At 73.0% G+C, this 21,025-nt stretch carries 17 protein-coding genes, 1 pseudogene and 1 riboswitch; of the genes and pseudogenes, 8 read left to right on the top strand and 10 right to left on the bottom strand.

The genetic code is table 11. The annotated features are described in order from the left end of the window. Nucleotides 1–46: 46 nt before the first annotated feature. The 3 genes from ACFYZA_RS10200 to ACFYZA_RS10190 all read left to right on the top strand — a co-directional run bounded on the left by ACFYZA_RS10200 (nt 47) and on the right by ACFYZA_RS10190 (nt 3,132). Nucleotides 47–1,003 carry an N-acetylmuramoyl-L-alanine amidase gene (locus ACFYZA_RS10200; RefSeq protein WP_388489051.1) on the top strand — a complete coding sequence of 319 codons (957 nt, stop codon included), beginning with the start codon at nt 47–49 and terminating at the stop codon, nt 1,001–1,003. Between the two features lie 144 nt (nt 1,004–1,147). Beyond that, nucleotides 1,148–2,020 carry a hypothetical protein gene (locus ACFYZA_RS10195; RefSeq protein WP_388489048.1) on the top strand — a complete coding sequence of 291 codons (873 nt, stop codon included), beginning with the start codon at nt 1,148–1,150 and terminating at the stop codon, nt 2,018–2,020. Nucleotides 2,021–2,121: 101 nt separating this feature from the next. Continuing rightward, a complete protein-coding gene (locus ACFYZA_RS10190; RefSeq protein ID WP_388489045.1) occupies nt 2,122–3,132 on the top strand; it encodes an LLM class F420-dependent oxidoreductase in 1,011 nt (336 codons plus the stop codon). A 7-nt stretch (nt 3,133–3,139) separates the two neighbouring features. Here ACFYZA_RS10190 and ACFYZA_RS10185 read toward each other — a convergent pair whose 3' ends face one another. The 4 genes from ACFYZA_RS10185 to ACFYZA_RS10170 all read right to left on the bottom strand — a co-directional run bounded on the left by ACFYZA_RS10185 (nt 3,140) and on the right by ACFYZA_RS10170 (nt 7,076). Beyond that, complete coding sequence (locus tag ACFYZA_RS10185) at nt 3,140–3,709, bottom strand: hypothetical protein (RefSeq protein ID WP_382591430.1); 570 nt, start codon at nt 3,707–3,709, stop codon at nt 3,140–3,142. Between the two features lie 154 nt (nt 3,710–3,863). Beyond that, nucleotides 3,864–4,940 carry a prenyltransferase gene (locus tag ACFYZA_RS10180; RefSeq protein ID WP_382591434.1) on the bottom strand — a complete coding sequence of 359 codons (1,077 nt, stop codon included), beginning with the start codon at nt 4,938–4,940 and terminating at the stop codon, nt 3,864–3,866. After that, on the bottom strand, nt 4,937–5,680 hold the full coding sequence (locus tag ACFYZA_RS10175; protein ID WP_382591437.1) for a class I SAM-dependent methyltransferase: 744 nt from the start codon (nt 5,678–5,680) through the stop codon (nt 4,937–4,939). The genes ACFYZA_RS10180 and ACFYZA_RS10175 overlap by 4 nt, the downstream gene beginning before the upstream one ends. Nucleotides 5,681–5,753: 73 nt before the next feature. After that, nucleotides 5,754–7,076 (bottom strand): glycosyltransferase family 4 protein, encoded by a 1,323-nt coding sequence (locus ACFYZA_RS10170; protein ID WP_382591440.1) that lies wholly within the window; start codon nt 7,074–7,076, stop codon nt 5,754–5,756. A 235-nt stretch (nt 7,077–7,311) separates the two neighbouring features. On the opposite strand from ACFYZA_RS10170, the gene ACFYZA_RS10165 reads away from it, so the two are divergent. Both ACFYZA_RS10165 and ACFYZA_RS10160 read left to right on the top strand, forming a co-directional pair. Continuing rightward, on the top strand, nt 7,312–7,938 hold the full coding sequence (locus ACFYZA_RS10165) for a TetR family transcriptional regulator (protein WP_382591443.1): 627 nt from the start codon (nt 7,312–7,314) through the stop codon (nt 7,936–7,938). 543 nt (nt 7,939–8,481) lie between these two features. Next, the gene (locus ACFYZA_RS10160; protein WP_382591446.1) at nt 8,482–9,090 is read left to right on the top strand and encodes a LuxR C-terminal-related transcriptional regulator; all 609 of its coding nucleotides are present in this window, start codon (nt 8,482–8,484) and stop codon (nt 9,088–9,090) included. A 219-nt stretch (nt 9,091–9,309) separates the two neighbouring features. On the opposite strand, the pseudogene ACFYZA_RS10155 reads toward ACFYZA_RS10160, so the two are convergent. The 6 genes and pseudogenes from ACFYZA_RS10155 to ACFYZA_RS10130 all read right to left on the bottom strand — a co-directional run. Then, a pseudogene (locus ACFYZA_RS10155) lies at nt 9,310–10,020 on the bottom strand (ATP-binding cassette domain-containing protein); the annotation flags it as partial. 671 nt (nt 10,021–10,691) lie between these two features. Further along, a complete protein-coding gene (locus tag ACFYZA_RS10150; protein WP_388489040.1) occupies nt 10,692–12,341 on the bottom strand; it encodes an ABC transporter transmembrane domain-containing protein in 1,650 nt (549 codons plus the stop codon). A gap of 107 nt (nt 12,342–12,448) precedes the next feature. Continuing rightward, on the bottom strand, nt 12,449–12,595 hold the full coding sequence (locus ACFYZA_RS10145; protein WP_382591452.1) for a SapB/AmfS family lanthipeptide: 147 nt from the start codon (nt 12,593–12,595) through the stop codon (nt 12,449–12,451). A gap of 53 nt (nt 12,596–12,648) precedes the next feature. Further along, the gene (gene lanKC / locus ACFYZA_RS10140) at nt 12,649–15,204 is read right to left on the bottom strand and encodes a class III lanthionine synthetase LanKC (RefSeq protein ID WP_388489037.1); all 2,556 of its coding nucleotides are present in this window, start codon (nt 15,202–15,204) and stop codon (nt 12,649–12,651) included. A gap of 202 nt (nt 15,205–15,406) precedes the next feature. Next, on the bottom strand, nt 15,407–15,640 hold the full coding sequence (locus ACFYZA_RS10135; protein ID WP_382591457.1) for a ferredoxin: 234 nt from the start codon (nt 15,638–15,640) through the stop codon (nt 15,407–15,409). After that, on the bottom strand, nt 15,640–17,100 hold the full coding sequence (locus tag ACFYZA_RS10130) for an aldehyde dehydrogenase (RefSeq protein ID WP_382591460.1): 1,461 nt from the start codon (nt 17,098–17,100) through the stop codon (nt 15,640–15,642). Before ACFYZA_RS10130 ends, ACFYZA_RS10135 begins: the two co-directional genes overlap by 1 nt. Before the next feature lie 308 nt (nt 17,101–17,408). On the opposite strand from ACFYZA_RS10130, the gene ACFYZA_RS10125 reads away from it, so the two are divergent. The 3 genes from ACFYZA_RS10125 to ACFYZA_RS10115 all read left to right on the top strand — a co-directional run bounded on the left by ACFYZA_RS10125 (nt 17,409) and on the right by ACFYZA_RS10115 (nt 21,019). Beyond that, nucleotides 17,409–18,551, top strand: a complete 1,143-nt coding sequence (locus ACFYZA_RS10125; protein WP_388489033.1) for an MBL fold metallo-hydrolase — start codon at nt 17,409–17,411, stop codon at nt 18,549–18,551. A 376-nt stretch (nt 18,552–18,927) separates the two neighbouring features. After that, nucleotides 18,928–18,999: riboswitch (cobalamin riboswitch) on the top strand. Between the two features lie 131 nt (nt 19,000–19,130). Then, on the top strand, nt 19,131–20,375 hold the full coding sequence (locus ACFYZA_RS10120; protein WP_388489030.1) for a prenyltransferase/squalene oxidase repeat-containing protein: 1,245 nt from the start codon (nt 19,131–19,133) through the stop codon (nt 20,373–20,375). Then, complete coding sequence (locus ACFYZA_RS10115) at nt 20,375–21,019, top strand: SCO2322 family protein (RefSeq protein WP_382591468.1); 645 nt, start codon at nt 20,375–20,377, stop codon at nt 21,017–21,019. The genes ACFYZA_RS10120 and ACFYZA_RS10115 overlap by 1 nt, the downstream gene beginning before the upstream one ends. The last annotated feature ends 6 nt before the right edge of the window (nt 21,020–21,025 follow it).

Here is a 21,025-nt window from a genome sequence, read left to right as displayed (position 1 = left end):
CGCCGGGTGCCGGGGCCCGGGAGAAGCGCGCGGCTAGCATCGGCTCGTGTCGTACGACAGCGAGTCATCGAATCAGGACAGCCGGTCGCGCCGCGTGCGCGGCCGGGCCCTCGTCGCCCTCGCCGCGCTGGCGCCGACCGCCCTCGCGGGCTGGCTCGTCTGGCAGGCGATGAGCGGGACCGGCGGCCATGACGACAAGCCGCCACAGGTCCTGCCCCTGCCCAGCCCCACCCAGCAGTCCGCGCGCCCCGGGACCGGCGGCCCGACCGCGACGGGCGCCACCGGCGCCCCCTCCCCCTCGGCCCCGGCGGGCGGCGGAACCGGTACCGGAACGCTGGCCGGAAAGACCGTCGTCATCGACCCGGGTCACAATCCGAATAATTTCCGGCATACAAAAGAGATCAATGAGCCGGTGGACATCGGAACGAACGAGAAGGAATGCGACACCACCGGCACCGAGACCAACGACGGTTATACGGAAGCCGAGTTCACCCTCGATGTGTCGCACCGGATCAGGGCGATCCTCGAAAAGCAGGGCGCGAAGGTGGTCTTCACGCACGACGGCGACCGGACATTCGGCCCGTGCGTGGACGAGCGGGCCCGGATCGGGAATCGGGCGAAGGCGGATGCCGTCGTATCGGTGCACGCGGACGGCGCGGCCCAGGGTCAGCGCGGCTTCCACGTCATCCTGCCCGCCAAGGTGAAGGGCGGCGGCGCCGACACCGCCCCGATCGTGGGGCCTTCGCGTGAACTCGGTGTGCGGATCGCGGGGAAGTTCGTCCTGGACACGGGCATGAACGCCTCCAACTACGTGGGCGACGGCACCGCCCTCGACACCCGCAGCGACCTCGGCGGCCTCAACCTGTCGACCGTCCCCAAGGTGTTCATCGAGTGCGGGAACATGCGCGATTCCCGGGATTCGGCGCTCCTCAAGAGTGCGGACTGGCACCAGAAGGCGGCTCAGGGCATCGCCGACGGCATTACGGCCTTCCTGGGCGGGTAGGCTCCCGACCCGCCGTACGGCCCACAGTTCCAGACGATAGATTCATCCGCACAGGGGGAACCACCTAGAGCTTCACGCCGTGTGCACGTACACCGGCGGCAGCGATGACCGCCCCGACGAGACGACACAAAAGAGGACTTTTACGTGAACATCCGCTCCCTCACACGAGGCGACGGCGTGGTGATCGGTGCAGCGGTGGTGCTGTTCATCGCCTCGTTCCTGAATCTCACGTCCGCTCCGAGCTGCTCGGGCCAGTTCTGCCCCCCGAACCAGGACGCTCCGAACGCCTGGGACTCGCTCTCGCTCCTGATGAGCATGTTCCTGGCCGGCATCATCGGTGCGGTGCTCGTCGTCGTCGGCCGTTCGCTGCCGGAGCCGAAGAAGGTCGCGGGTCTCGACCTCACGCAGTTCGGTGTGGCGTTCACGATCTTCGCCGCGTGGACCGCGTTCTGGACGATCATCGACGCCCACAACTCCGGCGCCGGCATGATCCTCGGCCTGATCGCCGCCCTGGTCCTGGCCGCGGCCGCCGTGGCCTCGCCGCTCGTCGCCGCGCTGAAGGCACCGCTCATGGGCGCCCCGAGCCCGGCCGTCGCCCCGCAGGGCTACGGCTACCCGGGCGCGCCCCAGCCGGCCAGTGGCTACGGCTACCCCGGCGCCGCCCAGCAGCCCTACGGCGCACAGCCCGGCGACCCGAGCCTCGGCGGCCACCCGCACGCCCAGGCACCCGCCCAGGCCCAGCCGTTCGGCGCGCAGGCTCCGGCCGCCGCCGAGCCGCACACGGACGGCCAGGCGCAGCCCGCCGCCGCTCCGGCCGGCGACTTCGCCCCGTTCTGGTTCGCGGTCCCCGTCGCCCGCCCGCTGTACGCGGAGGACGGCTCGCCCACCCCGATCGCCGAACTGGCCCCCGGCACCTGGTACTTGGCCGTGGACCAGCGCGGTCCCGGCCTGGTCGCCCAGACGCAGGACGGCCGCCGCGGTGTCCTCCAGGACACCACCGGCATCCAGCGCGGCTGATCACCCCGTAGCGCTCCGACGGCCCCCCGCCCCTTCCGGGCGGGGGGCCGTTGCCCTACAGTCCCCTGACGGATCGTCAGATCGCTGGGAGGGGACGGCACATGCGCCTGGGACTCGCACTCGGCTACTGGGGGCGCGGACCGAACCCCGCCCACCTCGAACTCGCCCGCGCGGCCGAGGAGTTCGGCTACCACTCGGTGTGGACCGCGGAGGCCTGGGGCTCGGACGCCTTCACCCCGCTGACCTGGATCGCCGCGCACACCTCGCGCATCCGGCTCGGCACCGCCGTCGCGCAGATGGCGGCGCGCACCCCCACCGCCACCGCCATGCACGCCCTCACCCTCGACCACCTCTCGGGCGGCCGGATGATGCTGGGCCTCGGGCTCTCGGGACCGCAGGTGGTGGAGGGCTGGTACGGCAGGCCGTTCCCGTCGAGCCCGCTCACCGCGACCCGCGAGTACGTCGAGGTGATCCGCCAAGTGCTGCGCCGCGAAGGCCCGGTGGAGCTCGACGGACGCTTCCACTCGCATCCCTACACGGGCGCGGACGGCACGGGCCTCGGCAAGCCCCTCAAGGCCATCACCCATCCCCTGCGCCCCGACATCCCCGTACTCCTGGGCGCCGAGGGCCCCAAGAACATCGCCCAGACCACCCGCATCGCGGACGGCTGGCTCCCGCTGTACTGGTCGCCGACCCGCACGGCCGTCTACGAGGCCTCGCTCGCGGGGCTGCGCGAGGGCTTCCTGGTGGCCCCCATGGTGCGGGCCCACGTCTGCGACGACATAGCCGAGGGGCTGCTCCCGGTGAAGGCGATGCTGGGCTTCTACATCGGCGGCATGGGCCACGCGGCCCGCAACTTCCACGCCGACCTGATGGCGCGCATGGGCTACGGGGACGCCGCCCGCCGCATCCAGGAGCTGTTCCTCGCGGGCCGCCGGGAGGAGGCGGTGCTCGCCGTGCCGGACGCGTTCGCCGACGAGATCTCCCTGGTGGGCCCGCGTCAACGCATCGCGGAACGGCTGGAGTTGTGGCGCAAGGGCCCGGTGACGGACCTGTTGGTCACCTCACCGGACCCCTTGACGCTGCGCACGATGGCGGAGCTCAACTCCTAGCGCCGCATCAGCCGCCGGCGAGCTGACCGGCGGAGGGCACCTGGTCCTTGACCGGTGCGCCTGCCTTCTGGCCCGCGTCCTTGACGCCGTTGATCATGTTCTCGAACATGCCGACGTCGCTGTCGTTCGCGTCGCCCTTGCGCAGCTTGCCGCCCAGGTTCTTGAGCGAGTCGATGCCCGAGGTGAGGGGCGCCACGGCCTTGGAGAGCAGCGGGTCGCCCTTGGCGTTCTCCGTCGCCGCCTTCAGGCGGTTGTACGTGAACGCACCGGCCAGACCGGCCTTGACGAGGGCGAACGTACGGCCCTTCGCGCCCTTCTTGAACTTGCCCGCCTTGTACGGCTTGATGATCCACTGGTAGGCGGCGCCCGCCGCGAGTCCGGCGTTGGCGACGAAGCGCGTCTTGGCGAGCTTCTGCCGCTCCGCCGACGCGCTCGGCGAGGGGGTGCTCTCGGCCGCCGTGAGGGCGGCGCTCTGGGTGGAGCTGGTCGCTCCTCCGCAGGCGGTCGTCGGCACCAGGACGGCGCAGGACAGGACGACCGCCACGATTATGCGGCGGATGGGGAACGTACTGGGCACGATGACCTCCGGGGGATGTTTCGGCCTCCCCGGCAGCCTCACCCGCCCCACCCCACTGCGCCACCCGGGCGACTCCGTACGGGTCGCCCCGGCCGTGGCCGCGCGTCCGCGTACGGGTTCGGGGCCGGCCGCGCGGACGTGGGCGTACGGGGCGCTACCCGCAGCAGTAGGGCGCGAGGCCCCTGGGGAGGCGCTCGCCGCCGAACACCGCACCGGTCGCCTCGTCGCCGCCGAGGGCCGCCACCGCGAGCAGCAGCGAGCCCGCCGTCCACGTGGTCAGCTCCTCGGGCCACACCGCGCGGTTGCCCTCGAAGACGTAGCCCGTCCAATACATGCCCGTCGCGGGGTCGCGCAGGTGCTGGATCGACTGGAGGACCTCAAGGGCCCGGTCGGACTCGCCGGTCGCCCACAGCGCGAGGGCCAGCTCGCAGCTCTCGCCGCCGGTGACCCACGGGTTGGGCAGCACACAGCGCACCCCGAGGCCGGGCACCACGAAGTCGTCCCACATCGCGTCGATGCGGGCCTTGGCCTCCGCGTCGGTGAGGGCGCCGCCCAGGACCGGGTAGTACCAGTCCATCGAGTAGCGGGACTTGTCGAGGAAGCGCTCGGGGTGGTGCTGGATGGCGTGCGCGAGCGCGCCCGCCGCCAACTCCCAGTCGGGCTGCGGCTCTTCGCGCTGTTCGGCGATGGCGAGCGCGCAGCGTAGGGCGTGGTGGACCGAGGAGCTGCCGGTGAGCAGCGCGTCGGTGACGGCGGTGCCGTCCTCCTCGCGCTTCCAGCCGATCTGCCCGCCGCTCTGCTGGAGCGCGAGGACCCACTCGACGGCCGCGAAGACCTTGGGCCACATGCGGTCGAGGAAGGTGTCGTCGCCGGTGGCGAGGTAGTGGTGCCACACCCCGACCGCCATGTAGGCGACGAAGTTGGACTCGCGGCAGCGGTCGGTGACCCGGTCGTGCTCGCCGTCGTGGTAGGCGGCGTACCAGGAGCCGTCGTCGTTCTGGTGCCGGGCCAGCCAGTCGTAGGCGCGCTCGGCGGCGGCGTGCTCGCCCGCCGCGTCGAGCGCCATCGCGGCCTCGGTGTGGTCCCAGGGGTCCAGGTGGTGGCCGCGGAACCAGGGGATGGCGCCGTCGGGCCGCTGCGCGGCGAGCAGCGCCGCGACCGTCTGCCCGGCCTGGCCCGCGGTGAGCACCCCGGGCAGGACGAGGTGTTCGGTGCGCTCCGGAGAGGTCATTTGGCGGCGCTCACGGGCAGGTGCGGCTTGGTCGCGTACGCCACGAAGCTCTTGCCGACGACCGGGTTGAGCGCCCGCTCGGCGAGCCGGGTGACCGTGCTGATGCCGGGCGTCTTCATGATGTCCCAGACCAGGAGCTGGTGGTACGCCTTCACCGGCAGCGCCTTGTCGTTGTCGACGCCGAAGGCGCACTTGAGCCACCAGTAGGGCGAGTGCAGCGCGTGCGCGTGGTGGGTGCCGTACGGCTTGAGGCCGGCCTGCCGCATCTTGCCGATGAGCTCGTCCGCCTTGTAGATGCGGATGTGGCCGCCCTCGACCTCGTGGTACGCGTCGGACAGCGCCCAGCACACCTTCTCGGGCCCGTAGCGCGGCACGGTCACCGCGATGCGGCCGCCGGGCCGCAGGACGCGGACCATCTCGGCGAGCACGCCCTTGTCGTCGGGGATGTGCTCCATGACCTCGGAGATGATCACGACGTCGAAGGACTCGTCGGGGAAGGGGAGGTTGAGCGCGTCACCCTCCATCGCGGTGGCGGTGGCCCCCTCGGGCGCCTCGCCCGCCTCCTTCATGGCGGCGAACCACTTGGCGACCTCGCGGATCTCCTCGGCGTTCTGGTCGAGCGCCACGACCTGGGCGCCGCGCCGGTAGCACTCGAAGGCGTGCCGGCCCGCGCCGCAGCCCAGGTCGAGCACGCGGTCGCCCGGGGCGAGCGGGAAGCGGGAGAAGTCGACGGTCAGCACGGGGTCTGCCCTTTCCGATGGAGATCACCTGTGGCCGCGGTACGGCCGGTCGTCGTGGGCGCGGGGCGCCCGGTCACCTGGCGGGCTTCCGGGCCGAACGGCCCTGCGCCTCGATCGCCTCGCGGTAGAGCTCGGCGGTGCCCCGGGCGGCGCGGGCCCAGGTGAAGCGTTCCAGGACCCGCTCGCGGCCGGCCGCGCCGAGCCTGGCCCGCAGGTCCGGGTCCCCGAGGAGGCGGGCGAGCCCGGCCGCCAGCGCCCCCGCGTCGCCGGGCGGCACCGCGAGGCAGGTCTCGCCGTCGGCGCCGGCGACCTCGGGGATCGCCCCGCCGGTCGTGGCGAGCAGCGGGGTGCCGGTCGCCATGGCCTCGGCGGCGGGCAGCGAGAAGCCCTCGTACAGCGAGGGCACACAGCTGATCTGCGCGGAGCGTACGAGGTCGACGAGTTCGGCGTCGGTGATGCCCTTGACGAACTGGACGGCGTCGCCGAGCCCGTACTTCTCGATGGCGTGGGCCACCGGGCCGTCCTCGGCGCGCTTGCCGACGACGACGAGGTGGGCCCCCGGGTGCTCGGTGCGCAGCTTGGCGAGGGCCTCGACGAGGAAGACCAGGCCCTTGAGGGGCACGTCCGCGCTGGAGGTGGTCACGATCCGGCCGGGCACCTCGGCGACGGCCGGGTCCGGCGACCACAGGGTGGTGTCGGCGCCGATGTGCACCACCTTGATGCGGTCCTCGCGCACCCCGAGGTGGTCGACGATCTCGCCCTTGGAGGTGCCGGAGACGGTGAGCACCGACGGCAGCCGGCGGGCGACCCGCTTCTGCATCCGCGTGAAGCCGTACCAGCGGCGCACCGAGGCGCGGCGCTTCCAGTCGGGTGCCGCGTCCAGTTCGAGCCTGCGGTCGACGGTGATGGGGTGGTGGATCGTGGTGACCAGGGGCGCGCCGACATCGCCGAGCAGGCCGTAGCCGAGCGTCTGGTTGTCGTGGACGACGTCGAACTCGCCACGCCGGGCGGCCAGATGGCGCCGGGCGCGCAGTGAGAAGGTGAGCGGCTCGGGGAAGCCGCCGGTGCGCATGGCGGCGACCTCCAGGCGGTCGATCCAGTCCCGGTACTCGTCCTTGGCGGGCGTGCGGAAGGGATCGGGCGAGCGGTAGAGGTCGAGGCTCGCGAGCTCGGTCAGGGGTACGCCCTCGTCGAGCACGGGGTACGGCTGCGCGCCGATGACCTCCACGCGGTGCCCGAGCCGGGCGAGTTCGCGCGAGAGGTGGCGCACGTAGACGCCCTGGCCGCCGCAGAACGGGTTCCCCTTGTAGGTGAGGAGCGCGATCCGTAGCGGGCGCTCGGCCGCACGGTCGGCGCCCCCGGCGCGGGGGCTTGCCTCTATGGCCTCAGCGGTCACACGCGGCCCCCTTCATCACTGCGTTTCGCCGGAGCGTAACCGCTCGCGCTAATCTAGAACAAGTTCCAGACTTGGTCCTTCTTGAGCGTACTTCGATCACTCAAGGAGCATCGAATCTACCGGCAGGTAGCGCGACTGTAAGAGCCGGATCAGGTGATTCGCGCCACGGCGGGGCCCCTGCCATGCTGGGCCGCCGAACACCGTGGCAGAGAACCGGACAAACGGAACGGGACACATGACAGCGGAAGCCAAGGCGGCCACCCCGGCCACCCCTCCCCTGACGGAACGCCAGGAGGCCCGGCGCCGTCGCATCCTGCACGCGAGCGCCCAGCTGGCCAGCCGCGGCGGCTTCGACGCGGTGCAGATGCGCGAGGTGGCCGAGGCCGCGGGGGTAGCGCTCGGCACCCTGTACCGCTACTTCCCTTCCAAGATCCATCTCCTGGTCGCCACGATGCAGGACCAGCTCCAGCACCTGCACGGCACCCTGCGCAAGCATCCGCCGTCCGGCGCGGGGTCGGCCGAGCGGGTGGCCGAAACCCTCATGCGGGCCTTCCGCGCGCTCCAGCGCGAGCCGCACCTGGCGGACGCGATGGTGCGCGCCCTCACCTTCGCGGACCGCTCGGTGAGCCCCGAGGTCGACACGGTCTCGCGGCAGACCACGGCGATCATCCTGGACGCGATGGGGCTCGAACACCCCACCCCCGAGCAGCTCTCGGCGGTCCGGGTCATCGAGCACACCTGGCACTCGGCCCTGATCACCTGGCTCTCGGGCCGGGCGTCCATCGCGCAGGTCAAGATCGACATCGAAACGGTCTGCAAACTGATCGACCTGACAACCCCGGCGAAGCCCCACCGCCCGTAGCCCCGCCGGGCCTACAACCCCCTGTTGGCCAACCCCGCCAGGGGCTCACCCCCCTGCCCGCAAGCCCCGCCGGAGCCCGCAACCGCTGCCGGGCCAACCCCGCCAGGGGCGCGGGGAACTGCGCGGCCGGCCACGCACGGTCCGCAGCCGAAAAGTCGCCCACCCCACGCACTGGGCACCCCAGTAGTCCCTCACCTGCGGACCGGTGGGGCCCGTTCGCGCAGTTCCCCGCGCCCCCAGGGGGCGACAGCGAGCCCGGGTCGCGCCCTCAGGGAAACTCAGCCCAAGGGTGCACCCCCAGGGAGCTGGGGCGGAGGCGGCCCCAAGGGCGCGGCGCCCCCGGGGCCAGGGGGGACTGAGGGGCGACCGGCACTCGCCGCATGCGCCCGGTGGCGCGTGCCGCGCCCCCCGTGCGCGGGTACGCGCCCCCGGTGCCCCCCATCGATCTGTTCGGCCGGACCATGTCAGGGGTAACCGGCGCCCAGAATCGTTGCGCGCCCAACCAAGGCGCCGGTAGCGGTGGGGCCAGAAGGAGCTGTAAACGTGATCCGGTTACTTCTCGTGCACGACTCGTGCCTGTTGAGGTCGGCCCTGGCCGACCGTCTCGCACGCGAACCCGACCTCGAGGTTCACCACGCACCATGGCGCGGCGCCCCGGCGCTGGCGCGATTACTGAGCCCGGACGTCTGCGCGGCCGACCTGGACTGTTCGGAGTCCTATGGAATCGCACCGCTCGGCGAACTGGCCGGCTGCCGTCCCGGCACCGGCAAGAGCCGACTCCTGGTGCTGGCCGACGCCCATCGTCCGGGACCGCTGAAGCGGGCGGCCGACGCCAATGCCCGGGGCTATGTGGACAAGGGGGGCACGCCGGAGCACTTGATATTCGCCATCAGACAGGTGGCCGAGGGGAAACGGTTCGTCGACGACTCGCTCGGCTTCAGTTTCCTCAGGGCCGCCGAAATGCCCCTCACCCGCCGCGAGTTGAGCGTTCTCTCACTCGCCGCCGAAGGAGCCTCGGTCTCCGACATCGCGCACCGGCTCCATCTTTCCAACGGCACCGTACGCAATTACATGGCCGCCATCACCCGCAAGACCGGGGCCCGCAACCGGGTCGACGCGATAAGGATCTCCCAGGGGGAGGGATGGGTGTGAGGGACCGGAACCGGCTCCGGTGAGGTCCCGGTAGAACGCGGAGCGGGCCAGGAGTTCCTCGTGGGTGCCCAGTTCGGCGTGCGCCCCGTCCATCAGGAGCACCCGGTCCGCGCGCCGGGCGGAGCCGGTGCGATGGGCGACCACGACGAGGGTGCGCCCGGTGAACGCCCGCTCCGCGCGCGCCTCGGCGGCCGGGTCCAGATGACAGGTCGCCTCGTCGAGCAGGACGAGCGGCGCGGGCGCGGCATGGGCCCGCGCGAGCGCGAGGAGCTGGCGCTCGGCGTTGGAGAGCCCGGCGGGTTCGAGTACGGCGTCAAGCCCGCCGAGGCGCGCGAGGAGCGCACCCGCGCCTACCGCCTCCGCCGACGCCAACAGCACGTCATCCGAGGGAAGTCGAGGGCAGAAGTAGCCGAGGTTCTCCCGCAGGGTGGCGGTGAAGACGTACGCCTCCTGCGGTACGAGGACCCGCTCACAGCCCGTCGCCACCGCCCCGGCGTCCGGTCGCAGCACCCCGGCGATCAGCGCGAGCAGGGTGGACTTGCCGATGCCGCTGGGCCCGGCGACGGCGAGCCGCTCACCGGCCGGCACCGCGAGGTCGAGCCGGTCGAGGACGGGGGCCGCGCCGGGCCCGTACGCGAAGACGACGCCGCTGAGCCGCACCGGCCACGCCCCGTTGCCGGGGACCGGCTTCGCCGGACGCGCCGGCTCCCCCGCCGTCAGCCTGCGCAGGACGACGGTGAGGCGGGCGCCCGAGGTGCCGAGGCCCTGCACCAGGGCCTGGAGGGCGGGCAGCAGCGACTGGGTGAGGTAGGCGAGCGCACCGGCCAGGCCGCCCGCGGTGACCCCGTGCCGCAGCAGCCAGGGCGCGGCGACCAGGAGCAGCACCAGGGGCAGCCGGCCGCCGATGCCCACGGCGAAGGTCCGGGCCATGCCCCAGTACGCCAGTGAGCGCGCCGCGCGGTACTCCTCGTCGATACGGGCCCCGGCGCTCGCGGCGGCGCGCTCCTGGGCCCCCGACGCCGCGATGTCCCTCAACCCGCTCGCGGTCAGGCCGAGTTCGGCGGCCAGCCGTTCGTCGGCGGCGAGGAAGCGCTCCTGGCGGCGGGCGAGCGGGCCGAGCGTCACGGCGAAGAGCGCGAGGCCCGCGAGGAGGGGGCCGCCGACCACCGCGAGCAGGACCGGGGCGAGGGCGAAGAGGCCGAAGAGGGCGCCGGCGGCGGTGAAGACGAAGGTCCGGGCGACCAGGACGAGCCCCGCGAGGGTGTCGCGGGCCAGTTCCACCTGCTGGGTGAGGCGGGACAGGGCGGCGTCGTCCGCCTCGCGCAGCCCGCGCGTCACCACCGCCCGCACGAGTTCGTCCCGTACGGGCTCGACGAAGGCGGCGACGGCCCCGTACACCCGGCGGGTGCCCAGGGCGCCGGCGAAGACGGCGGCCGCGGCGGCCGCGAGCCAGCCGATGCCGGTGGCGGCGCGGCCCGCGAGGAAGCCGTCGTCCAGGGCGCGGGCGAGGGCGAAGCCGAGCAGGAACGTCTGGGCCGATTCGAGCAGCGACCATCCGGCCAGGCGCAGGAGCACCCGCCTGCGCCGCCTCAGCAGAGCCATCAGCACGAGGCGTCGACCTCCCCGAACACCGCGCGGTAGTCGGGGTGTTGACGGAGTTCGCGGTGGGGGGCGAAGGCGCGCAGGCGGCCGTCCTCCAGCCACACCACGAGGTCCGCGCGGGCCGCCGTCGAGGCCCGCAGGGCGATGATGAGGTGGGTGCCGCTGCCGTGCAGCAGGGCCTGGGAGACCTTGAGTTCGGTGGCCGAGTCGAGGCTGGAGGTGGCGTCGTCGAGGATCAGCAGGCGGCCGGGGTGGGCGAACGCCCGTGCCAGGCCCAGGCGTTGGGCCTCCCCGCCGGAGAGCGGGGCGCTCGCGCAGGGAGTGGCGTAGCCGTCCGGCATCGTGGCGATGAAGGCGTCGGCGCAGGCGTCCCGGGCGGCGGCCCGCACCGCCGCGCCCCCGGGGTCCTCGGCCCCGTACGCGATCGTGCCGCCCACCGTCGCGCCGAGCAGGACGGGCCGGGCGAAGGCGTAGCCGACCGCGCGCCGCAGCTCGTGCCGGGCGAGCGAGGGCAGCGGCACCCCGTCGAGGGCCACCGTGCCGGACTCCGGGTCGGCCAGGCGCCCCGCGACGGCCGCGAGGGCGGACTTGCCGCTGCCGGAGCGTCCGACCACGGCGACGACGGCTCCGCCCGGCACCGTCAGGTCCAGGCCGCGCAGCGGGCCGTGGGTGACTCTCCGCAGGGTCAACTCGCCTTCTCCTGGCGCCAGTTCACGACTTCCGTAGGTCGTGACCGGGGCGGCCAGGACGTCCTGGAGGCGGGCCACCGCGGTGCGCCCGCGGGTCAGGGTGTTGACCATGCCGACCAGGGCGCCGGTACCGGTGGCGAGCGCCGCGTAGCGCCAGGCGGCGAGCAGGCCGCCGACGCTGAGGTCGCCGTGGGCGACGCGCAGACCGGCGACCGCGAGGACCGCGAGCTGGAGCAGCGGCAGGAGGATCGCGGCCTGGGCGGTGGAGCGGCCGAGGACCTCCCACATGCGGTGGCCCTGGCGGGAGAGTTCGGGCAGCGGCGCCAGGATGCGCTCGGCGTCGCGTTCGGGGTGTCCGGCGGCGGCGATCGTGCGGGCGCCGCGCACCGCTTCGAGCATCCGGCCCGCGATCTCGCCCTGGGTGTGCAGATATCCGGCGCTGCTGGCGCCGGAGCCACGTACGAACACCTTCAGGAGCACGGCGAACAGCGGCATCCCGGCCAGCACCACAAGGGCGGTCCACCAGTCGGTGAGGGCGAGCGCGACCAGGCCGCCGACCGGTGTGACGACGGCCGCGAGGATGCCCGCGACCGAGACGGGCACGGTCGCCCCCTGGACCGCGTTCCCGGTGAGCCGGGCCACCAACTCGCCCTCGGAGCAGGCCTGTCGGGTGCCCGCGTCCAGGACGTGGCCGAGGACCCGGCGCCGGATCCAGGCGGCGCTGCGGGCGGTGGCGGTGGCCGTGACGGCGGATTCGAGAGCGCCGATGAGGACGGCGAGGACGGTGAGTGCGACGCACAGGGCGACCCAGGGCCCGGCCTGGGTCTGCCGTCCGGCGAGGAGCAGGTCGAGGGCGCGGCCGAGGGCGGCGGGCAGGGCGAGGGCGGCACCGGCCGAGGCGCAGCTGAGCAGAAGGATCAGGGTGCCGGGGCCGGCGCTCTGCCGGACGGTCTCACGCAACAGCAAAGCGGCCTCCCGCGTGCGGCGGCCCCGGCCGGCGAGCGGTGCCGGGCGGGGCCGCGTCGTTCACTGCGTCACCGGAACTGCGCGGTGATGACAGGCGGTGATTACAGGCAGAGCGTCAGGCTGGCGACGCTGTCACAGAGCAGGAGGCTCAGCGAGCTTCCGCCGCCACCGTGACCGCCGTGGCCGCCGCCGTCGCCCTCGTCGATGTCGAGCTCAACTTCGAGGTTCTGCAGGTCCAGAAGGGACATTGCTTTCTCCTTTGTCGGCGATGTGCGAGCCGTCCGTGGGGGACGGGGTTTGTTCAGCCCCGGATGGGGCCGTCTGTGGGGCCGCCCGGTGGGGCGGCGGGGGCGGGCGCCAGGAAGGGCAGTCCGACGGGCCGGTCGGCGAGGGCCGCGCCGAGCGCCAGGAGGCAGCCCGCCGTGCCGGTCGCGAGGTCCATGGACAGGCGCATCATCTGGTCGCCGGGGAAGGCGAGTTGGCCTTCGTAGGGCAGTGCGTACCAGCCGAGGTGGCGGACCTGCTCGTCCGTCCAGGCGCGCGGCGCCCCGGTCCTCGCCAGGTGGAGCACCATTCCGGCGCGCCCGTTGAAGAGGCCGGACTGCGCGTAGTACCGGGAGCGCGCGGCGGGCAGGATCTTGTCCCGCGCCTCGCGGAACGCCTCGTCGGGCCGGTGCGCGAGGTAGTCGTCGAGGACGGCGGCGATGCCGACGCTGCCCCCGCCGAGGTAGGGGAGGGTGCGCGTGGTGTCGTTGACGACGAGGGTGCCGGCCGGGTTGGTGAGGCAGCGGCCGAGGTCGCGGCGCAGTTCCTCGGCGGCCCGGTCGAGCAGCGCGGGGTCGCCGGTGGACTCGTAGAGGCGGATGAAGAACAGCGCGGGCCCGGTGGCGCCGTGCAGCAGCCCGGCCCTGCGGCCCTCGCCGGTGCGCGTCGCCAGCAGCTGGGCCGCTTCCAACGCCTGTTCCTTGTAGCCGAGTCGGTCGAGCACGAGGCCGAGTCCCGCTATGCCGCCGTGCAGTTCGGGGGCGAGGCGCTGCCAGTTCTCGGTCAGGACGGTGTCGATCAGCGCGTGGGCGCGGTCGGTGTGGCCGAGCCGGTCGAGTACGTACGCGACTCCGGCGAGCCCGTCGTAGAGGCCGAGCGGGGTGCCGTTCGGCGGCGGGTCGGTGTGGGCGAGCAGCCACTGTTCGCCCTCGGGACATCGCTCGGCGCCGGTCTCTGCGAGCGCGTGGAGCACTCCGGCGGCGCCGTGCGCGAGGCCGAGGCCGCCACCCTCGGTGAACTGGGCTATGTCGCCGGGGAAGAGGCGGTCGTCGCGGTCGGGGGTGGCCGAGGCGAGGATGGCGCGGACCATGGAGTCCCGGCTCGCGGGCCAGTCGCCCGGCTCCACCGGCAGGCACCCGCCGTCTCGTACGCCCTCGCCCTCGATCACCCGGACCGCCTCGTCGAGGTAGCCGGCGGGCAGGCTGGGGAACTGGGACGTGGCGATCTCGGCGAGGTGCGCGGCCTTGGCGCGGTCGATCACGAGCAGGCTCGTCATCGGCACGAACAGCGCGATCCGCAGGCAGGCCAGCGCGTAGCGGTCCACGTCGAAGCCCTTGCGGTCAAGGGGCGCGATGAAGCCGGGGTGGGCCATGGACTGGCCGATGTGGTCGTCGACGGGCAGCGCGGCCTCGAAGTCCAGGAGGTGTACGCCCTGTTCGTCGGGGTCGACCATGATGTTGAACAGGTGCAGGTCGTTGAAGACGACGCCCCGCTCGTGGACGGCGGCCACCGCGTCCTCGGTCGCCTTCAGGATGCGCAGCGCCCACCGGGTGTACTCGGCGACCGCCTCGGGGTCGGGTTCGACGCCGATGAGCGGATGGCGGTGGGCGAAGAAGGAGTTGAGGCTGCGCCCTTCGAGGAAGTCCATCACCAGGAAGCGGTGCTCGCCGAGGGTGAACCAGTCGCGTACGCCCGGCGCGACGCCGGTCCCCGCGACCTGTTCCAGGGCGGCCCTCTCGCGTTCCAGGCGGGCCACGGCGTCGGCGCCGTCGGCGGCGAGCCCGGCGTACGGCCTGGCCTCCTTGAGGACGACCTTCTCCCCGGTACGGGTGTCGGTCCCGGCGTAGACGCCGCCGCCGTTGGAGAAGTGCAGGGCGCGTTCGATGCGATAGGGCAGGTCACCGGTGCCGGTCGCGTTGCGGGCCGCGAGGTGCGGCGCGAGGAACTCCGGCAGGGGCACCCAGTCGGGCAGGTGGAAGACGGGGTCGCGGCGGTCGGGCACGAGGACGCCGTCCGCGTTCTCGATCGCGGTGACCAGCGTGCCGTTCTCGTCGACGCAGTGCCGCTTGGTGAAGCCGCCGTAGCGGACGTAGAGCGGTCCCTCGCCCCAGCGCAGATCGCTCAGGACGTACGGTCCCGGCTCCCCCGCGAGCAGGTCGCCCAACTCCGTGAGTATCAGGTGGAATTCGGCCTCGTCGGCCGGGTAGACCGTGACGAACTTCCCGCTGGAGCCGCGGCCCGCGTACTTGGAGTTGCGCAGGTGCAGCGGCCGGCGTCCGGGCACGAACTTGAACGGGATGGCGCGCGGGACGCAGTAGTCCCACACGTGCTCGGCGACCTTCTCGGCGTTGTCCAGACAGGCGGAGACGTGGATCTTCCAGCCCTGCTGGGGCCGCACCCTGCGCCCGGGTATGCCCTCCGGGCTGAAGTGCAGCCAGTCACCGGCGAGCTGGGACGTCCAGCCCTCGGGTGCGGGGCGCTCCGCGATCTCGAAGAGCGGCACCCGGGCACCGGTGCGCGAGGAGGACAAGCGGTCCGGGGTCTCGTAGAAATTCCTGTCCGCCAGACAGAAGACCTCGTACCGCTTGTCCATCGTGCCTCCCCCTCGACCACTCGACGTCATGACCTCGAGTGGTGCTCCCCCTCGACGGCGTGGCCCTGACTTTTCCACCCGCCGACGGGCCGGGACAGTCACGCGTGTCATCAGGTCACCGTGCGCTACGCATGGATCAACCTGTGTTCGCAGGGTTCGAACAGACGCGAGCCATAAGGGAGTTGGAGCCCGCGCGGTGGAGCTATTCCTCGGGCGGGAACACGGGCTCCCGGGAGTCGAGCAGGGTGATCAGGATGGCCTCGACCGGGCAGCCCTCGGCAGCGGCCAGGATCTGCTCGTTGGCGTCGGTGTCGGGGGTGCGGGAGTGGGACTGACGTGCGGAGTCGAGCTCGAACCCGGCCGGGGCGTGGTTGACACACATGCCGGATCCGATGCACACGCTCCGGTCCACCTCGACGTGCCAGCGATCGCCCATCACTCGCCTCCGTGTCCTGCGGGCAGGTGGATCATCTTGTGCTCCAGGTACTCGCCGAAGCCCTCGGGCCCGAACTCCCGCCCCAGACCGGACGACTTGTAGCCGCCGAACGGACCCAGCATGTCCAGGCTGAAGGTGTTGACGTTGAAGGTGCCGGTGCGCACCCGGCGCCCGAAGTCGATGCCGTGCTCGACGTCCCCGGTCCACACACTGCCGCTGAGCCCGTACTCGGAGTCGTTGGCGATCCTGAGCGCCTCGGCCTCGTCCCCGTACGGCAGCAGACAGATGACCGGCCCGAAGATCTCCTCGCGCGCGATGCGCATCGTGTTGTCGACGCCGCCGAAGAGGGTCGGCTCGACGTACCAGCCCCGGTCGAGCCCGGCCGGACGCCCGCCCCCGGTGAGGATCTTGGCGCCTTCCTCCTGCCCGATCCGGATGTAGTCGAGCGAGCGCTGCTGCTGCCGCTTGGCGACCAGCGGGCCGACCTGGGTGGCGGCGTCCAGCGGATCCCCGACGACGAGGGCGCCCGCGGCGGCCGCGAACGCCTCGGCGATCTCCTCGTAGCGGCTGCGCGGGGCCAGGATGCGGGTCTGCGCCACGCACGCCTGGCCGTTGTTCATCCAGGCGGCCGGCACGACGCCCGCGACGGTGGCCGCGAGGTCGGCGTCCGGCAGGATCACCGCAGCCGACTTGCCGCCGAGTTCCAGGGTGACGCGGGTGAGGTTGCGCGCGGCGACCTCCATCACGCGCTTGCCGGCCGCGACGGACCCGGTGAAGGACACCTTGTCGATGCCGGGGTGCCCGACGAGGTACTCGCTGACCTCGCGGTCGGCGGGCAGGATGGAGAGCACGCCCTCCGGCAGGCCCGCCTCGGCGGCGATCTCGCCGAGGATGTAGGAGTCGAGCGGCGACTCGGGGGACGGCTTGAGGATCACGGAGCAGCCGGTGAGCAGGGCGGGCCCGAGCTTGGCGGCGGCCACGAACTGCGGGACGTTCCACGGGACCACGGCCGCCACCACACCGACCGGCTCGCGCCGCACGAGGAGCGGGCCGAGCGCGCCGGACCGCCGTTCCTCGTAAGGGAATTGGCGTGCGACGGTGATCGCCGAGTCCCACACCATCATCGCGCCGAGCGCCTGGGCGAGCACGCTCCAGGAGTACGGGGAGCCGTTCTGCGAGCTGATGGACCGGGCGATCTCCTCGTGCCGCGCGAGGATCGCGTCCTTGATCCGGGACACCACCTCGATGCGCTCGTCGGGCGTGGCCCGCGCCCAGGGTCCCGTGTCGAAGGCCCGGCGCGCGGCGGCCACGGCCCGGTCCACATCCGCCCGGGAGGCGTGCGGCACGCGGCCGATGACCTGCTCGGTATGGGGCGAGATCACCTCGATGACGTCGGAGCCGAGCGGGTCGGTCAACTCCCCGCCGATGAAAAGCTGTCCGTGTTCCACGAGCTCGGTCATGCCTGGTGCCTCCTGCGGCGCGGGCTTCGCTGTGGCCTGTACGTGCGGTAGTTGCCGATGGCCTGACGTTGTTTCAGAACTGATACCAGTTCTAGTTGTAGGAGTCCACGGCTGGAGCGGGCCTCGGGGTGCCGTCCTGCGCGCTGTTGATCGCGGTGGAGTTGGCTGTCCCGAGCGCTCACTGCAACCAGTTCTAGTTATAGTGACCGGGAAGGTCTGCCGCGTCGCGACCCAAGTGAGCGCCGGAGCAGGCGAGTTACGTAGCCGGCGAGTTACGGCCCAGAGAGACCCAGAGAGACGAGGACTCCATGTCGCAGGAGCCGGCGCGGGAGCGGGCACAGGAGCGGGCGCGGGAGCGGGGACAGGAGCGGGCGCGGGGACAGGGGCCGACGCCGGAGGCGGCCGCGCCTCAGGTGACCGACCACGGGGGCGGAGTCCACTCCATCAAGGTGCCGATCCCGGACAACCCGCTCGGGCACACGCTGGTCCACCTCGTCGACACCGACCGGGGCCCGGTGCTCGTCGACACCGGGTGGGACGACCCGGACTCCTGGGACACCCTGGCGGCCGGCCTGCGGGCCCTCGGTACGGACGTCTCCGCCGTGCACGGGGTGGTCATCACCCACCACCACCCCGACCACCACGGCCTCTCCGGCCAGGTCAGGGAGGCGTCCGGCGCGTGGATCGCGATGCACGCGGCGGACACCGCCGTGGTGCGCCGCACGCGCGAGGCCCGACCGGGCGTCTGGCTGGACTACCTGTGCGCCAAGCTCGCCGCGGTCGGCGCGCCCGACGAGCATCTCGCCCCGCTGCGGGAGGCCCGTACGTCCGGGCGCATGCGGACCCTGCCGGGGCTGCGGGCCGCCCTGCCGGACCGCGAGATCGTGCCGGGCGACCTGCTGCCGCTGGCCGGGCGCCGGCTCCGCGCGATCTGGACCCCGGGCCACACCCCGGGCCACGTCTGCCTCCACCTGGAGGAGGAGCACCCCCGCGGGCTGCCCGGCAACGGGCGCCTGTTCAGCGGCGACCACCTGCTGCCCGGGATCACTCCGCACATCGGCCTGTACGAGGACCCCGACGACGCGGTGGAGACCGACCCCCTCGGCGACTACCTCGACTCCCTCGAACGAGTCGGGCGCCTCTCGGTGGCCGAGGTGCTGCCCGCGCACCAGCACGCGTTCACCACGGCGGGGGCGCGGGTGCGGGAGCTCCTGTCCCACCACGAGGACCGGCTCACGGGCCTGCTGTCCCTGCTGTCCGTCCCCCTCACGCCGTGGGAGCTGGCGGAGCGGATGGAGTGGAACCGGCCGTGGGACCGGATCCCGTACGGGTCGCGCACGATCGCGGTGTCGGAGGCGGAGGCGCATGTGCGGCGGCTCGAGAAGCTGGGGAGGGTCGAGCGGGTGCCGGGGGGTGGGGTGGTCCGGTTCCGGTCGGTCGAGCCCGGCTGAGGCACCCGGGGCTCCGCCCCGGACCCCGGTTCTTTGCCCCTCCCCGCCCCTTCCCTCAACCCTCCGGGGGTTGAAGTACCCCTGGGTGCTCCGCCCCCAGACCCCCGTTCGCGCCTGAACGGCGCTCGTCCTCAAACGCCGGACGGGCTGGGTATGCCTGTGCGGGCCGGCACCGAGGCATTCGGGGCCACCTACAGGGGCGCGGGGAACTGCGCGACCAGCCGTGCACGACCCGCAGCCGAACTCGCACCCGACGTCTCCTCACCCCCGGAGGGTTGCGGGAAGGGGCGGGGTGGGGGCGATCCCGGGGTCTGGGGCGGAGCCCCAGGGGCCTTCACTCGCCGGGTAGGGTGGGCGGGTCGTCATGCCCGTACGGGGGAAAGCCGGTGCGAACCCGGCGCTGACCCGCAGCCGTGAAGCCACCCCGGGGTGGCAAGCCGGAACACCCCGTCACCGCATGACCGGCTCACCCGTCACCCGCACACCGCAGGTGACCCGCACCGTCGAGGTATACGGAGCCCGAGCCGGGTGCCAGCGCGCGCCCGTGCCCGCGCCCCCGCAGGAGAGGCACCGCCCGCCATGACCGCACGCCGCTGCGCCGCAGCGCTCGCCGCCGCCACCGCCGTCCTGGGCGGTGCCGCCCCGGCCGCATTCGCCGACGGCGCGCCGTCCCCCGCGGCGGTCCCGCCGGGCCTGTACGGCACGAAGGACCCCCAGTACGACGGCGTCTTCCGGCAGTCCCTCGCCTTCCTCGCCCAGGAGAAGGCGGGCGTGAAGCCCGCCGCCCAGGCCGTCACCTGGCTCACCGGCCAGCAGTGCGAGAGCGGCGCGTTCACCGCGTTCCGCGCGGATGCCGCCAAGCCGTGCGACCCCAAGGCGATGCTGGACACCAACGCCACCTCCGCCGCCGTCCAGGCCCTGGTCTCCCTCGGCGGCCACGACGACGTCGTGAAGAAGGGGATCGGCTGGCTGAAGTCCGTACAGAACGACGACGGCGGCTGGGCCTACAACCCCGGCTCGAAGAGCGACGCCAACTCCACCGCCATCGTCATCGGCGCGCTCGCCGCCGCCGGTGAGAAGCCGGCCGAGGTCAAGTCGGCCAAGGGCGGCAAGTCCCCGTTCGACGGTCTGCTCACCTTCGCGCTGCCCTGCGACGACCCTTCCCCCAGCGGCGGCGGCGCCTTCGCCTACCAGGGCGACCTGAAGACCGGGAAGCTGTACGCCAACGCGGACGCCACCGCCGCCGCCGTGACCGGCTCGCTCGGCAAGGGCCTCACCGCCACCGCGGGCCCCGCCGACGCCAAGGGCACCGCCTGCGAGAAGGCCACCACGCCCGAGCAGGCCGCGCACAACGGCGCCGCCTACCTCGCCAAGACGCTGGCGCCGACCGGGTTCCTGAAGTCCGCGATGCCGGGCGCCGCCGATCAGCCCGACTTCGGCAACACCGCGGACGCGGTCGTCGCCCTCGCCGCCGCCGGCATGCCGCAGCAGGCGAAGGCCTCCGCCGGCTGGCTCGCCAAGAACGCCACCGCCTGGGCCAAGGAGAACGGCCCCGCCGCTTACGCCCAGCTCGTCTTCGCCGCCGACGCGACCGGCGCCGACCCGACGGACTTCGGCGGCGTGAACCTGGTCAAGTCCCTGAACGCGACGGGCCCGGCCCCGGAGTCGGTGGCCTCGCCGGCCCCCTCGTCCGAGAAGTCCGACAAGAAGTCGGACGAGAAGAACGACGGCATCTCCGTCTGGTGGATCGTCGGCGTCGGCCTGGTCGCCGGCATCGGTGTCGGCTTCCTGATCAGCGGCCGCAAGAAGAACCAGCAGCTGTGATGCGGACGCGACTCGCCTCGTTCGCCGTGCCGCTCCTCGCCGTGCTGGTCCTCGCCACCGGCGCCGGTCCCGCGCAGGCGGCGGGCTACCGGTACTGGTCGTTCTGGGACCTGACGGGCGTCGCCTGGACGTACGCCACCCAGGGCCCGGCGTCCGCGCACCCCGGCGACGGCTCGGTGGAGGGCTTCCGCTTCGCGGTGAGCGCGGACTCCCAGGACGCGACCCAGCCGCGCACGGCACCGTCCTTCGAGGCGGTGTGCGGTACGACGCCGACCAAGGACCACACGAAGCGGGTCGCGCTCGTCATCGACTTCGGTACGCCCCAGGACGCGAACGCGGGCGAAACCCCGCCCGCCCCGCGCACCGCCTGCGCCCAGGTGGCCCCGGACGCCACCACCGCCGACGCCTTGGCCGCCGTGGCCAAGCCTCTCCGTTACAACAGCGCGGCACTGCTGTGCGCGATCGGCGGCTATCCGCACACGGGCTGCGGCGAGCAGGTCGACGGCCCGGCCGCGAGCTCGAAGCCCGCGGCGAAGGACACCCCGGGCTCCGGCCCTTCGGTCGGCCTCCTGGCCGGAGTGGCCGCGGTCCTCGCCCTGGGCGCGGCAGCGATCTGGCAGTCCCGCCGCCGCCGGGGAAACTGACAGGGC

Source organism: Streptomyces sp. NPDC001828 (assembly GCF_042892175.1).
In the GTDB taxonomy this organism is placed as follows: domain Bacteria; phylum Actinomycetota; class Actinomycetes; order Streptomycetales; family Streptomycetaceae; genus Streptomyces.
Note: the sequence above shows the minus strand (reverse complement) of the source record. Positions and strands in the feature narration are given on the sequence as shown.

Coding starts and splice junctions, on each gene's coding strand:
- ACFYZA_RS10145 (WP_382591452.1), bottom strand. CDS start 12,595: ATGTCCCTTCTGGACCTGCAGAACCTCGAAGTTGAGCTCGACATCGAC.
- ACFYZA_RS10135 (WP_382591457.1), bottom strand. CDS start 15,640: ATGGGCGATCGCTGGCACGTCGAGGTGGACCGGAGCGTGTGCATCGGA.
- ACFYZA_RS10120 (WP_388489030.1), top strand. CDS start 19,131: ATGACCGCACGCCGCTGCGCCGCAGCGCTCGCCGCCGCCACCGCCGTC.
- ACFYZA_RS10115 (WP_382591468.1), top strand. CDS start 20,375: ATGCGGACGCGACTCGCCTCGTTCGCCGTGCCGCTCCTCGCCGTGCTG.
- ACFYZA_RS10125 (WP_388489033.1), top strand. CDS start 17,409: ATGTCGCAGGAGCCGGCGCGGGAGCGGGCACAGGAGCGGGCGCGGGAG.
- lanKC (WP_388489037.1), bottom strand. CDS start 15,204: ATGGACAAGCGGTACGAGGTCTTCTGTCTGGCGGACAGGAATTTCTAC.
- ACFYZA_RS10165 (WP_382591443.1), top strand. CDS start 7,312: ATGACAGCGGAAGCCAAGGCGGCCACCCCGGCCACCCCTCCCCTGACG.
- ACFYZA_RS10130 (WP_382591460.1), bottom strand. CDS start 17,100: ATGACCGAGCTCGTGGAACACGGACAGCTTTTCATCGGCGGGGAGTTG.
- ACFYZA_RS10180 (WP_382591434.1), bottom strand. CDS start 4,940: ATGACCTCTCCGGAGCGCACCGAACACCTCGTCCTGCCCGGGGTGCTC.
- ACFYZA_RS10190 (WP_388489045.1), top strand. CDS start 2,122: ATGCGCCTGGGACTCGCACTCGGCTACTGGGGGCGCGGACCGAACCCC.